The following is a 13,444-nucleotide window of genomic DNA, read 5'->3' on the forward strand; positions in this document are numbered from 1 at the left end:
ATAGATTTAGTCTTCATTTAAGTAATTTAATAATTTCTTACTATTATTTGCTATAAAATGAACAACCAATGCAAATTCTTAATAAAATGTTTAAATTTGGTGCAATATCAAAAAATTCAATCAGAATTTATTAAAATTAATTAAATGAAAAACTTTACACTTTACATCCTTTTTGGAATTCTGTTTACATTTTCTTCTCATAATATCATAGCGCAAGATCGTTGTGGTATGGTTGAATATATGGAAGAGATGATGAAAGACCCTGAATACAAAAGACAGTATGAGGAAAATCAAAAAGCTTTTAAGAAAAAATTAAATCTGTACTTGAGCGGAAGCGATTTTCTTAACCGAGGAACTGGTATTGAAATACCTGTAGCCGTGCATTTTCCTGATGCAGATGAGTCTGAGAGAGCTTGTTTGGAAGCTTTAGCTCAAAATCAAATAGATATTTTAAACGCTGATTTCACAGCTACAAATAGTGATATTTCATCTTGGAATGCTGTAAGTGGCCAGTTCCCTGGTACAAATGCTGGTGTTGCTAATATTTCTTTTTGTATTGCAACGTCAAATCACCCTGTTGGATTAGACCCGGAGTTACTAGAGGGAAATCCCGCTATTACCATTGGATATAATTTTGGTGGTGGTGTGGGAAACCCAGACTCTAACTGGTCTGGATATCTAAATTTTGTTGTAAGAAATATAAATGGTGGTATCCTTGGTTTTTCTCCGCTAGGCGGTAGTGTTGCTGCAGGTCAGGCAGTAACCATCAATACTTTTGCTTTTGGTTCTGGCGCGGGCTGTACTTCGGTATCTCCAGCAGCGCCATATAACTTAGGAAGAACAACAACTCACGAGTTAGGTCATTTCTTTAATTTAGAACATACATTTAATGGTGACGGAACTGGTGTTTGTGGTGTTGGTGGTGATGGTATTGCTGATACTCCAGAGGTGGCTAATAGTACTTATGGTTGTCCGCCTGCTACATCGGTAGCGTCATGTGTACCTGGTCAGCCAGCGCTTATAATGAACTATATGGACTATGTGAACGATGCTTGTATGTATATGTTTAGCGAGGGACAAATGGCTGTTGCAGAAGCTTATATTTCAAGCGTTTTACAACCTGCATTTAATCCTAATGTTTGTCAGCCAGCAACACCCGATTTTGATCTGGCAGTTACTGGTAGTTCGGAGATATTTTCATGTCCGACAACAGATAATCAAGCCACATTTGATTTTTCTTATACAACAGTTCTGGGCTTTTCAGAGACAACAACATTTAGCGCAAATGGTTTACCAGCAAATGCCACAGCGACATTTAGTCCTAGTTCCTTAAATACTGATGGGGCATACACCCTGACTGTTGGTAACCTCGGTGCAACCGCACAAGGGGTATACACGATTACAGTGACGGGAACATCAGCACCTTCTGGAATAAGTAAGTCTGTCGACGTAGTACTAAATAACAACTGTACGGAAATAGTATGTACAGATTATCCTTCAACTTCCGGTGACTTGCCATTAGCTATAACAGATGGTCAAGCGGGAGGCGGTGTTGGACAACCAGTAGCAAATACAGCTTTAAACATTCCAGATGCTGGGACTATCGAAAGTATGACGGTAACAGTGGATATTTCACATACATACGTCCAGGATTTAATATTACAACTAGTGCATCCTGATGGAACCACATTTGTAAATCTTTGGGCGCAAGATTGCGGTCCTGAAAACAACCTTACCAATATTACTTTTGATGACACGGCAAGTCCAATTGTTTGTCCTGGAGGAACATCATCTACCATTCAGAATCTTACGATTGCACCATCCGAATCTCTAAGTGCATTCACAGGTCTTGATGCCCAAGGGGACTGGACGTTGTTTGTTGCTGATACATTCGCTGCAGATATAGGTCAACTTAACGCTTGGTCTATAGAAATATGTACAGAACAGCAACTAAGCACTCCGGAGTTTTCAATTGAAGACTTAAGAGTTTATCCAAACCCTAATAACGGAGAGTTTAAAATTAGCTTTAATCCTAAGTCAGGTGAGGATATTTCAGTCGAAGTATTTGATATAAGAGGTAGAGTTATTTTTACAAACACATACTCTAGCGTCAGTAGATTTGATGAGACTATTCAATTGAACAATGCGCAATCAGGGGTGTATTTATTAAATATATTAGACGGCTCTCAGAAGGTGACTAAAAAAATAATTGTAGAATAACTATCAATATTTAATCAAAAGGCTCCTAAATTTAGGAGCTTTTTTTTGCTATGGATTTATCGTACTGGGAAATAAAAACATGGTTTACAGATGTAGACATCACCATTATTGGGAGCGGTATAGTTGGGTTAACCTCAGCTATCCGGTTAAGGCAAAAATTTCCTAAAGCCAATATTGTTGTTTTAGAGAAAGGATTTTTACCACAAGGAGCAAGTACCAAAAACGCTGGATTTGCTTGTTTCGGGAGTCTTAGTGAAATCTTAGACGACCTTAATATTCATACAGAGGAAGAGGTTCTAAACCTAATTAAAAAACGAGTTAAGGGCTTACAGTTACTTCGTGAAGCGTTAGGAGACAGGGTAATTGATTATCAAAATCTTGGCGGATACGAATTGTTTACAAAAGAAAACGAGGCCCTATTTGACATTTGTCAAAACAAACGAACCTATATTAATAAACTTTTAAAGCCAGTATTCAAAACCGAAGTTTTTAGTTTTGTGGACAATAGTTTCGATTTTCAAAATATCCAACCAAGGTATGGTTTTAATCGTTTTGAAGGACAAATAGATACTGGTAAAATGATTGATGCGCTTTTAAAAAAGGTATTGCGTTTGGGTATTAAAATTATTAATAAATGCAAGGTAGAGTCTTTTTCAGAAGACATGACTTCTGTAAAAGTCAAAACGGATCAATTTGAATTTTCGACTTCAAAATTAATGATAGCCACAAATGGATTTGCTTCAAAATTAATCGACCAACCAGTAAAACCAGCAAGAGCTCAGGTGTTAATTACTAAGCCAATAGACGACCTTCATATTAAAGGAACATTTCATTTGGATAGAGGATACTATTATTTTAGAAACATAGATAATAGAATTCTATTTGGTGGAGGGAGACATTTGGATTTTAATGCAGAGGAGACCGATGAATTTGGACAAACTGAAATCGTACAAAACAGCCTAGAGACCTTGCTAAAGACAACGATTTTACCCAACACAAATTTTGAAATAGATCATAGGTGGTCTGGTATAATGGGAGTCGGGACACAAAAAAAGCCCATTGTTAAACAGCTCGGTAATAACGTCTATTGTGGTGTAAGGCTTGGCGGTATGGGAGTGGCTATTGGCAGTATAGTTGGTAGAGATTTAGCGGATTTATTAGAGTGAACACAAAAGAGCTGCTATATTTAAAATGTCAAGGGGCATTACAATCTCGTCTTAGAAGTATCACAGATAATATTTCTGATTTAGAACAGGCTTTGCAATCCGAAACCAAAAGTACAGCTGGCGATAAGCATGAAACGGGTCGGGCCATGATTCAAATAGAGCGCGAACGGGCGGGACAACAACTGCTTGAAATCCAATCACAGTTTAAACTTCTTAAAAAAGTAAATGCAAAGAGCATCCATTTAAAAGCGGTGCATGGTAGCGTAGTGTTTACCTCTCAACAAAATTATTTCATAGCCGTAAGTTGTGGAGAAATTATTATAGATGATCAAAAATTTTATGCCGTTTCACCCATAACACCAATAGGAAGACTTTTATTATCAAAAGCCAAAGGTGATCTTGTAACGTTTAGGGAATCTAGTTTTATCATAACCAAGATTCTATAAATTTTTGATAAATCTTTTTTAATCTGTTTTTTGAAGCGTAACTTCATAGAAAAGAAAAAGTTTCATTCAAAAATTATAGATGACAGAACAAGATTTTGATGTGATAATAATTGGTGGAGGCTTAGCTGGACTAACGAGTGCCATTCATTTGTCTAAACATAACATCAAAGTCTTATTGGTTGAAAAAACCAACTATCCTTCGCATAAGGTTTGTGGTGAATATATTTCAAAAGAAGTCTTGCCCTATTTAAAACAATTAGGGTTTAATCCGTTTGATTTTGGAGCAAAACATATTGATGAATTTGAATTAACAACCCATAACAACAAACACATAAGAGCTAAACTACCTCTTGGGGGTTTTGGGTTAAGTCGCTTCGAAATGGATTTTCAACTCTATAAATTAGCAAAGGCTAATGGCGTCAAAATAGTTCAGGACACCATAACGAATGTTAATTTTAAAACTGACGGTTTTCAAGTAAAAAGAAAAACGGATAAAAACTTTAAGGCCAAGATTGTAATTGGTAGTTATGGAAAACGCTCTAATTTAGATGTACAACTCCAAAGAGCATTTATACAAAAAAAATCGCCATATCTCGCTGTAAAGGTCCATGCAAAAGGAAATTTTCCAGAAAATAAAGTTGCACTTCATAATTTTAAAGGTGGCTATTGCGGAGTCTCAAAAGTTGAAAACGACCACATCAACCTTTGCTATATTACAAATTTCAATGCTTTTAAAGCTCACAAAAATATAGGCGCATTTCAAGAAGAAATTGTGTTTAAAAACGAAGCGCTAAAAGGGATTTTTGAGGATTCTAAAATTACATTTAAAAATCCTCTAACCATCAGTCAAATTTCATTTGAAACCAAAAGTCCTGTAGAAAACCATATTTTGATGTGTGGCGATTCTGCAGGTATGATTCATCCCTTGTGCGGAAATGGTATGGCTATGGCAATTAAGAGCGCACAATTAGTATCAGAGCTTATTATTGATTATCTTCAAGGAAAAATTGAAACACGTCAAAAATTAGAGAAGCTATATACTAGGACATGGAAGCGTAATTTCAGTTTTCGCCTTAGTGTGGGCCACACTATTGCTTATTTTTTTAGAAAAGAGTGGTTGGCTCCAAAACTACTAACTGTATTAAGATGGTTTCCTTTTCTGGTGCCCTTGATAATAAAAATGACACATGGTAAACCCATGAAAACAGAATGAGTTTGTTTGTGAACACCACCCATAGAAGTAATAGAACTGAGCTCATGGATGATTTTTCCTTAGAGGGTGAATTATTACGCGATACTTTAGATAAACTTGGTAAAATTAACAAGTGGCTTGGTGGTAATGTTGTAACGTTAAATGGGGTTCAAAAGTTATTAAATGACCTACCCAAAGAAAGAACTTACACTATTATTGATTTAGGTTGTGGACACGGTGACATTTTAAGGCAAATGGCGAGATTTGGAAGAAAGCATAATTATAACTTTAAATTAATCGGTGTTGATGCCAACCAAGATGCCGTCGATTATGCCACAGATTTATCAAGTGATTTTCCCGAACTAGCGTTTAGGAATATTGATATTTTTTCTCATGAATTTGAAGAATTGGACTTTGATATTGCAATCACCACGCTTTTCTTGCATCATTTTAAAGATCAAGAAATCATAACATTATTAAAACTATTGACGGAAAACGCTAGAGTCGGACTTGTTATAAATGACCTTCATCGCAGTAAAATAGCTTACGGTCTATTTAAACTATTAAGCTTAACCATATCTAATGATATGATAAAAAAAGATGGGCTGACTTCAATTTTAAGAGCCTTTAAGAGAAAAGAACTAGAAAAAATATCAAAACAATTAAATCTCAAATCACAAATCCGATGGAAATGGGCATTTCGTTACCAATGGATCATTAAAACACAATGGCAGTAAGAATAACATCGGTTGCAAAGCAATTACCAAAATACACTAGGGAGACTAAAGATATTCTCCCGTTTGTTGAGCTTTGGCTAGAAGGTAAGGAAGAACGCTTTAAACGAAAAGTACTTAAGATTTTTGAAAATGCAGCGGTAGATAGGCGTTATTCCATCATGGACGCAGAAGAAGTATTTACCAAAACATCGTTTGAAGAAAAAAATGATATCTATACTAGAGAGTCTATAAAACTAGCAGGAGAGAGCCTTGTAAAAGCTCTCAAAAAAGCCTATTTAAAACCAACGGACTTAGACTATATTATTACGGTGAGCTGCACAGGTATCATGATACCGTCATTGGATGCGTATTTAATTAATAGCCTTAAGATGAAGCAGGATATTGTGCGATTGCCTGTTACAGAAATGGGTTGTGCTGCTGGTATTTCAGGTATTTTGTATGCAAAGAATTTTCTAAAGGCTAACCCAAATAAACGGGCAGCAGTTATTGCTGTGGAGTCTCCGACGGCGACGTTTCAGCTAAATGATTATTCTATGGTGAATATTGTAAGTGCTGCAATATTTGGTGATGGTTGTGCCAGCGTTATATTATCGTCTTATGAAAATGAGGCTGGTCCGGAAATTAAAGATGAAAGCATGTACCATTTTTATGATGCTGAACATATGATGGGTTTTAAATTGCGAAATACGGGCTTACAAATGGTATTGGATCAATCCGTACCACAGACCATCGCAGACCATTTTCCAAGGATTATACATCCATTTTTAGAGAAAAACGGTTTAACTATTGAAAACATTGATCATTTGGTGTTTCATCCTGGAGGAAAAAAAATTGTCCAAACGGTTGAAGAGCTTTTTGGATCGTTAGGCAAAAACATAAACGACACAAAAGAAGTTTTAAGATTGTACGGCAACATGAGTAGCGCCACTGTTCTCTATGTTTTAGAACGAGTTATGGAACGTAACCCAACTAAAGGAGACAAGGGAGTTATGTTAAGTTTTGGACCGGGTTTCTCAGCGCAACGTATACTATTGGAGTGGTAATATGAAAGAATTTAAAAATAAAAATGAATGGGCACTTATTCTTGGAGGAAGTTCCGGACTTGGTTTGGCAACCGCTAAAAAGTTAGCAAAGCACGGCCTAAATATTTGTATTGTTCATCGTAATTCGAGAATGCAAGAAGATGATATTATCAAGGAATTTATGGCAATCAAAAAAGAAGGTGTGCAGTTTATCTCCTTTAATACAGATGCGTTTAAGGCGGAAAAAAGAGAAAAAGTGATTGTAGAATTAAAGGCACTTTTTCAAACTAAACAAAAAATAAGAATACTTGTGCATAGTGTTGCTAAAGGCAATTTAAAACCCATGGTCTCAGACGGAAGACAAGAATTGAAACAAGACGATTTTTTGGTAACTATTAATGCCATGGGAATAAGTCTTTACGATTGGACCAAAGCTTTATTTGAAGCGAATTTGTTTGCAGAAGATAGCAGAATTATAAGTTTTACGAGTGAAGGAAATACCAAAGCTTGGAAAAATTACGGGGCCGTTTCAGCGGCCAAAGTCACACTCGAAGCTATTACCCGAAATATAGCCTTGGAATTTGCTCCATTTGGAATTAAAGCCAACTGTATCCAAGCCGGTGTTACAGATACGGCGTCTTTACGGATGATTCCAGGAAGCGAAACGATAATAGAACTCTCTTTAAAAAGAAATCCAAATAAACGTCTCACATTGCCAGAAGATGTGGCAAATGCAGTGTATTTATTAAGCAAAGATGAAGCCGCTTGGATTACCGGAGCAATCATTCCTGTTGATGGTGGGGAACACTTGTCCTAAACTGGACTGACAGTTGCTTTGAGTGATTTTTGAAGAACTAAAAATTGTTCGAGAAGTTATTTAAATGGTATGAATGAAAAAGAAATCATAGCACTGTTACCTTACCAGGAACCCTTTTTGTTTGTGGACGGTATTGACACGGTATCTTCAGAAGGCATAACTGGTCATTATACGTTTAAGGAAGATGCGTATTTTTATAAAGGACATTTTATTAATAACCCCATTACTCCCGGAGTGATTTTAACCGAATGTATGGCGCAAATTGGATTGGTCTGCTTGGGAATCTATATTTTAAAAACCGAATTAAAAAAACTAATAAAACCAGAAATAGCACTAACCTCTACCCATGTAGATTTTTATCTTCCAGTACTTCCAAATGAAAAGGTCACCGTTGTATCAAAAAAAGAAGTTTTTAGATTTAATAAATTAAAGTGCAGCGTAAAAATGTTTAATAAAAACAATGAACTAGTTTGTAGGGGAAGCATTTCTGGAATGATAAAGACATGAAACAGCGCGTAGTTATAACAGGTTTAGGTGTAGTTGCTCCCAATGGCGTAGGACTTAAGGAATTTACCAAAGCCCTAAAGACAGGTAAATCTGGCATTACATTTCATGAGCAGTTGAAAGACCTTAATTTTTCTTGTCAGATTGGAGGTGTCCCAGAAGTGCCCGACACTCTTAAATCAAATTACTTTACAGATTTACAATTAAGGGGCTTTAATAGTTCTGGGATTTTATATGGTTGCATAGCAGGAATCGATGCTTGGAAAGATGCGGGTTTTAAGGTAGATCCTAAAAGCCTATTGGATTATGACACCGGACTTATTTTTGGAACCGGAACTTCAGGGGTAGAAAAATTTCGGGAAGCCATTTATGGTGTTGATAAAGGAAATGTAAGACGCTTAGGAAGTACCGTAGTTTTGCAAACAATGGCTAGTGGAGTCAGTGCGTATTTAAGTGGAATGTTAGGGCTGGGTAATCAAGTTACCACAAATTCTTCTGCATGCACGACTGGTACCGAAGCAGTTTTAATGGGGTTTGAACGTATTCAGAACGGAAAAGCAAAGCGCATGATAGTTGGCAGTTGTAGTGACCACGGACCCTATGTTTGGGGCGGTTTCGATGCCATGCGTGTGATGACATACAAACATAATGACACACCTACAGAAGGTTCAAGACCTATGAGCGCCACTGCTTCAGGATTTGTTCCTGGAAGTGGAGCAGGAGCTATGGTTTTAGAATCATTAGAAAGTGCTCTGGAGAGAGACGCTACGATTTACGCTGAGGTTTTGGGTGGAGAAGTCAATTCTGGAGGTCAACGTCAAGGAGGTACTTTGACGGCTCCAAATGCAGAGGCAGTTCAGCGTTGTATTACCAAAGCACTTGAAGTTTCGAAAGTGGATCCAAATGATATCGATGTCATAAATGGCCATCTCACAGCAACGTCAAAAGACAGTCTTGAAATTGAGAATTGGGCAAAGGCACTTCATAGGTTTGGTGAAGATTTTCCAATGATAAACGCAACCAAATCGCTTATTGGCCATTGTTTGGCTGCAGCTGGATCGATAGAGTGTGTCGCAGGCATACTTCAACTGTATCATCAATTTATAGCACCTAATGTTAATTGTCAAGATTTGCACCCAGAAATTGAAACCATGATTGACCCCAAAAAAATTCCAACAATAAGAATGGATTTAAAGTTTGATATTCTTGCTAAAGCCAGTTTTGGTTTTGGTGATGTTAATGCTTGTATTTTATTTAAGCGATATAAAGCGTAACTTTACGTTATAAAATTGCACCATGACAAAAGACATACTTATTGCAAAGTTAAAAGCAATTATAGCGCCTTACGTTCAAGATGAGGATGCTTTTAAAAACTTAACTGAAGACACGGATTTTGTAAAAGACCTAAAAATCAATTCTGCAAACCTTATTGATATCATTTTGGATATTGAAGACGAATTTGATATTAGACTGGAAAATGAGGACATGGAGCAAATGCTAGATGTAAAATCGGCTATGCAGATCATAAATTCAAAATTAGAGGGCTAATGGTTGGCAATGATATTGTTGATTTACTAGAGGCCAAAGCATCTCCAAACTGGCAAACTCCTCGATTTTTAGAGAAATTATTTACCATTAATGAACAGTCTCTTATTCTAAACTCTAAAAATTCCTTTGAAAATATATGGCAATTATGGAGTATGAAGGAAGCCGCGTACAAATTGTATGTGCAAACCAACCCATGCCGATTCTATAACCCAAAAGCCTTTGAGTGTTCGTTTATAAATGGCAGACCAAGGGTAAAATTTCAAGATTTTGAATGCATTCTGTCAACAGTTAAAACGCCAAATTACATCCTTTCTGAAGCACGACTAGATAAAGCATCATTAACATCAAAGGTTATTAAACTCGCTGGGCAAAATCAAAAAAACCGCAGTGAAGAAACTAAGCTGGCCTTATTGCAACACATTTCAAAAACTTGCCCTATTTCAAAACAAAACCCCGTTTTTCAGAAAAATGAATTTGGAATTCCGTTAGTCAATCATATCTCAAAACAGTTTAGTGTAAGTTTGTCACATCACGGAAGTTATGGGGCATTTGCAGTAGCATAATTATGAAAAACCTTCAAGCCCTAATAGAACGCATTATAAAACTGAGAATTGCCATTATTGTCGTCTTAACTTTGGCGATGGTTTTTTCAGCCTATCAAACAATAAAAAACCTTAGTGTTGACAATTCCCTTTCTATTTGGTTTTTAGAGGACGACCCTAGTTATAAAGCTTACATAGAGTTTCAGGAGAAGTTTGGTTCGGATGAGATATTCATTGCCATGTTGCCAGTTGAGAATGCGATTGATCAAAGTGAAATTGAAAACCTCAAAGCTCTCCAAAAAAAAATAGAGGCCTCACCTTATGTAAAAACAACATTTAGTTTGGCCAACGCAAAATACCCTTTATATGCTGGCGGAAATATTGTTTTTGATGATTTATACAATGCAAAGCGAAGTGAAAGAGGGTTAAAAAGTTTGTTTTCAAAGTTGCCAAATGTTTCAGATCAGTTGGTTTCAAAGGATTATAAGAATCTATTTTTCTACATTCAATTGAATCCAACTCCAACCGTTGAAGAAGATAGACAAGATATCGTAAAGAATATTAGATTAGAGATTGAAAAATCGTATTCCAATTATTACTTGTCTGGCCCTCCTGTTCTTAATGAAGCTTATAGCAAAGGAATTTATAAAGAAAGTCTCATTTTCGGTGTACTTACTATATTGGTCATTACCGTTTTATTGTTGTTTTTACTTCCGAGCAAACGTTACCTTTTAATGGCACTGCTTTCGGTGGCGATACCTATAACGCTACTCTTTGGATTAATAACGTCCCTTGGTTTTGCGCTTAACATGATATCAATGCTTATTCCTACCATATTAATGGTTTACAGTGTGAGTGATGCCGTACATATCATAAACATATATCACAACGAAGGAACATTACAAAAGCGGGTTTCTAAAATTCAATTACTGACCCTTTCGGTTCGAAAGAGTTTTACACCTTGTTTTTATACAACACTAACCACATTTGTAGGGTATTTTGCTTTGTATCTATCTCCATTGCCGGCCTTTAAAAATATGGGTGTGTTTACCTGTATTGGGCTTTTGTTAACCTTTATTTTGGTTTATGTGATAATTATTATTGGAATTAGTTTTACGACCATCGGTTTTGAAAATTCTAAGCCTGTTTTAAACTTTAAAGCATTGTCGCAAGACAAGTTTATTTCTTGGTTAAACACCTTTACCACAACCTACAAAACATCTATAATCGTTGTGTTTTCGCTTCTATTGATTTTTGGTGTTTATTCGGTTTTTCAAGTTAAGATTGATACCAACTCAAGAGACCTGCTAGCAGAGGGCAAAGCAAAACAAGATTTAAGACGCATTGAAACAGAATTGGGAGGAAGCAATAGGCTTCAGCTTAATATCTCGACTAAGGACAAATCGCTGATTTTAAACAAATCAGCAATCGAAAAACTGGAAACATTTCAAGCTAAACTAGAAAACAATCCATTGATTTTTTCACCGGTTTCAGTTGTAACAGTAAAATCATTCTTAGAAAAACGAACTCCAATACTATTTCAGTCCAACCTTTCTGAAACTAAACTAAAACAAACCCTTGCTGAGGTAGAAAATAAAGACAATACCTTTTTTAAGTTATTCTCGGAAGATTTGACAACTGCAAGTTTTACATTGACTTTGCGGGAAATGAAAACCTCAGAACTAGAAAAGGTCTTAAGGGATATTAAGAATGATTTTGACACAACTTTTACATTAAACGAATACAATCTAGACATTAATGGTTTTGCTGTCGTTTTCGCACAGCTAAACAACTTTATTTTAGAGACCCAATTCAAGTCTTTTTTTGCAGCTTTTTTTGTGGCATTCTTGTGCCTTTTGGTTTTTATAAGAGATCTAAGAACCACGTTTTTGGTTTTAATTCCCAATGTGTTACCCTTAGCAATTTTGGCGATTTTAATGAGTTTACTGGGCATTCCACTAGATGTTACAACGGCTATGATTACACCTATTATGCTTGGAATTGCTATGGATGACACTATTCATTTAGTTTATAAGTACAAGCGAAGTAAATCGATTAAGGGCCGTCCGGAAACACGAATGGATAATGCCATGCGATACACAGGTAAGGCCCTATTTTCAACTACTATTGCTTTAGTAGGAGGATTTTTAATCATTGCATCTAGCGCCACCCCTTCTGTAAGTGATTTTGGGGTGTTGTGTGCCGTAACGGTAGCTATTGCTTTAATCACAGATATAATTTATTTACCTGCGTTGCTAAAGCAATTTGACAAATAAAATAGTTATTTAGCAATCCTAAAATGGATGGTAGTACCTATCGGAATAGAGTTTAAGTGTAAAATATATATGAGGTTGTCATTGAAAATGGCTTCAATTAACCATGAACCACCATTAAAATAAGATTGCTTAACTACAGCTTTTAATTCAGAGTCTTTGACAATTTTGAGTTGGTGTGCGTAATAGATGGCATTGTTAATGACATTAAATTCCTCAAAGAACGAAGCAATTAAGGGTGATTTAGGGTTGTTATATAGGTTCTGTGGTGTGTCTTTGGCAATTATAGTTTTGTTGTTCAACACCAATATCTCATCAGCAAACCCAAGAACATCATTCCTATCGTGAGTAGCGACAATACAAGCAATGTTATTTGCTTTAAGGTAGTTAAATATATTTCTACGTAAAGATTGTTTTTTAAAATTATCGATATGGCTAAAAGGCTCATCCAACAATAATATTTCGGGTTCATTAGCTAATGCTCTTGCTAAGGCCACACGTTGTTTTTGTCCTCCACTCAGGTGTTTTACTTTGGTTTGGGCAAAGTCTTCGAGCTCAACAGTCTTGAGAAGCTCTTGTGTGCGTTGTTCTTTTTCTTCAGGATAAAAACGTGATAAATGTTTACCAATATTATTTTTTACTGAGGTATAGGGCATAAGGTCAAATTCTTGAGAAACGGATTTCATAAAATCATAACCTACGACCAAGTTATATTTTGGACCTAAAATTTCAGTGTCCTTCCAAAAAATCTGCCCTTGCTCTACATCATACTCACCAAAAATCAACTTGATCAATGTACTTTTCCCAGAACCGCTTTCACCAATAATGGCCTTATACTCACCAGCATTAACAGTAAAGCTGATGTTTTGAAGAACGTTTGTATTTGTATACCCGAAGGAAAGATTTTTTACTCTTAGCATATTGCAAAAATACCATAAAAAAAGCCGCTTGAGTTTTAAGCGGCTATCTAAATTTAT

13 protein-coding genes are annotated in these 13,444 nt (G+C 36.1%); 12 read left to right on the top strand and 1 reads right to left on the bottom strand.

All coding sequences use genetic code 11. From position 1 onward, the window contains the following. Positions 1–144 precede the first annotated feature (144 nt). From ACFQ1K_RS11710 to ACFQ1K_RS11765, 12 genes are all read left to right on the top strand, one after another. The gene (locus ACFQ1K_RS11710) at positions 145–2,220 is read left to right on the top strand and encodes a zinc-dependent metalloprotease (RefSeq protein ID WP_320554562.1); all 2,076 of its coding nucleotides are present in this window, start codon (positions 145–147) and stop codon (positions 2,218–2,220) included. Between the two features lie 50 nt (positions 2,221–2,270). After that, on the top strand, positions 2,271–3,386 hold the full coding sequence (locus tag ACFQ1K_RS11715) for an NAD(P)/FAD-dependent oxidoreductase (protein ID WP_320554561.1): 1,116 nt from the start codon (positions 2,271–2,273) through the stop codon (positions 3,384–3,386). Continuing rightward, positions 3,383–3,832, top strand: coding sequence for a 3-oxoacyl-ACP synthase (locus ACFQ1K_RS11720; RefSeq protein WP_320554560.1), 450 nt, complete (start codon positions 3,383–3,385; stop codon positions 3,830–3,832). Before ACFQ1K_RS11715 ends, ACFQ1K_RS11720 begins: the two co-directional genes overlap by 4 nt. 79 nt (positions 3,833–3,911) lie before the next feature. Continuing rightward, the gene (locus ACFQ1K_RS11725) at positions 3,912–5,045 is read left to right on the top strand and encodes an NAD(P)/FAD-dependent oxidoreductase (RefSeq protein WP_320554559.1); all 1,134 of its coding nucleotides are present in this window, start codon (positions 3,912–3,914) and stop codon (positions 5,043–5,045) included. Further along, positions 5,042–5,761: a methyltransferase domain-containing protein gene (locus ACFQ1K_RS11730; protein ID WP_320554558.1), complete on the top strand. Its 720-nt coding sequence runs from the start codon at positions 5,042–5,044 to the stop codon at positions 5,759–5,761. The genes ACFQ1K_RS11725 and ACFQ1K_RS11730 overlap by 4 nt, the downstream gene beginning before the upstream one ends. Further along, complete coding sequence (locus ACFQ1K_RS11735; protein ID WP_320554557.1) at positions 5,752–6,804, top strand: type III polyketide synthase; 1,053 nt, start codon at positions 5,752–5,754, stop codon at positions 6,802–6,804. The genes ACFQ1K_RS11730 and ACFQ1K_RS11735 overlap by 10 nt, the downstream gene beginning before the upstream one ends. 1 nt (position 6,805) lies before the next feature. Further along, entirely contained in the window at positions 6,806–7,600 is a 795-nt protein-coding gene (locus ACFQ1K_RS11740; RefSeq protein WP_320554556.1) for an SDR family oxidoreductase, read from the top strand. A 69-nt stretch (positions 7,601–7,669) separates the two neighbouring features. Continuing rightward, positions 7,670–8,107 (top strand): 3-hydroxyacyl-ACP dehydratase FabZ family protein, encoded by a 438-nt coding sequence (locus tag ACFQ1K_RS11745; protein WP_320554555.1) that lies wholly within the window; start codon positions 7,670–7,672, stop codon positions 8,105–8,107. Beyond that, positions 8,104–9,378 carry a beta-ketoacyl-[acyl-carrier-protein] synthase family protein gene (locus ACFQ1K_RS11750; RefSeq protein ID WP_320554554.1) on the top strand — a complete coding sequence of 425 codons (1,275 nt, stop codon included), beginning with the start codon at positions 8,104–8,106 and terminating at the stop codon, positions 9,376–9,378. The genes ACFQ1K_RS11745 and ACFQ1K_RS11750 overlap by 4 nt, the downstream gene beginning before the upstream one ends. Positions 9,379–9,400: 22 nt before the next feature. After that, on the top strand, positions 9,401–9,652 hold the full coding sequence (locus ACFQ1K_RS11755; protein ID WP_320554553.1) for an acyl carrier protein: 252 nt from the start codon (positions 9,401–9,403) through the stop codon (positions 9,650–9,652). Further along, positions 9,652–10,215, top strand: coding sequence for a 4'-phosphopantetheinyl transferase superfamily protein (locus ACFQ1K_RS11760; RefSeq protein ID WP_320554552.1), 564 nt, complete (start codon positions 9,652–9,654; stop codon positions 10,213–10,215). Before ACFQ1K_RS11755 ends, ACFQ1K_RS11760 begins: the two co-directional genes overlap by 1 nt. A gap of 2 nt (positions 10,216–10,217) precedes the next feature. After that, positions 10,218–12,470, top strand: coding sequence for an efflux RND transporter permease subunit (locus ACFQ1K_RS11765; protein ID WP_320554551.1), 2,253 nt, complete (start codon positions 10,218–10,220; stop codon positions 12,468–12,470). Between the two features lie 5 nt (positions 12,471–12,475). Here the strand turns inward: ACFQ1K_RS11765 and ACFQ1K_RS11770 are convergent, their stop codons facing one another. Further along, positions 12,476–13,387 carry an ABC transporter ATP-binding protein gene (locus ACFQ1K_RS11770; RefSeq protein WP_320554550.1) on the bottom strand — a complete coding sequence of 304 codons (912 nt, stop codon included), beginning with the start codon at positions 13,385–13,387 and terminating at the stop codon, positions 12,476–12,478. Positions 13,388–13,444 lie beyond the last annotated feature (57 nt).

This window comes from Winogradskyella aquimaris (assembly GCF_042676105.1).
In the GTDB taxonomy this organism is placed as follows: Bacteria; Bacteroidota; Bacteroidia; order Flavobacteriales; family Flavobacteriaceae; genus Winogradskyella; species Winogradskyella aquimaris.

Bases quoted from the DNA above. Each gene is read 5' to 3' on its own strand.
- ACFQ1K_RS11710 (WP_320554562.1), top strand. From the start codon at position 145: ATGAAAAACTTTACACTTTACATCCTTTTTGGAATTCTGTTTACATTT.
- ACFQ1K_RS11715 (WP_320554561.1), top strand. From the start codon at position 2,271: ATGGATTTATCGTACTGGGAAATAAAAACATGGTTTACAGATGTAGAC.
- ACFQ1K_RS11725 (WP_320554559.1), top strand. From the start codon at position 3,912: ATGACAGAACAAGATTTTGATGTGATAATAATTGGTGGAGGCTTAGCT.
- ACFQ1K_RS11730 (WP_320554558.1), top strand. From the start codon at position 5,042: ATGAGTTTGTTTGTGAACACCACCCATAGAAGTAATAGAACTGAGCTC.
- ACFQ1K_RS11735 (WP_320554557.1), top strand. From the start codon at position 5,752: ATGGCAGTAAGAATAACATCGGTTGCAAAGCAATTACCAAAATACACT.
- ACFQ1K_RS11740 (WP_320554556.1), top strand. From the start codon at position 6,806: ATGAAAGAATTTAAAAATAAAAATGAATGGGCACTTATTCTTGGAGGA.
- ACFQ1K_RS11745 (WP_320554555.1), top strand. From the start codon at position 7,670: ATGAATGAAAAAGAAATCATAGCACTGTTACCTTACCAGGAACCCTTT.
- ACFQ1K_RS11750 (WP_320554554.1), top strand. From the start codon at position 8,104: ATGAAACAGCGCGTAGTTATAACAGGTTTAGGTGTAGTTGCTCCCAAT.
- ACFQ1K_RS11755 (WP_320554553.1), top strand. From the start codon at position 9,401: ATGACAAAAGACATACTTATTGCAAAGTTAAAAGCAATTATAGCGCCT.
- ACFQ1K_RS11760 (WP_320554552.1), top strand. From the start codon at position 9,652: ATGGTTGGCAATGATATTGTTGATTTACTAGAGGCCAAAGCATCTCCA.
- ACFQ1K_RS11765 (WP_320554551.1), top strand. From the start codon at position 10,218: ATGAAAAACCTTCAAGCCCTAATAGAACGCATTATAAAACTGAGAATT.
- ACFQ1K_RS11770 (WP_320554550.1), bottom strand. From the start codon at position 13,387: ATGCTAAGAGTAAAAAATCTTTCCTTCGGGTATACAAATACAAACGTT.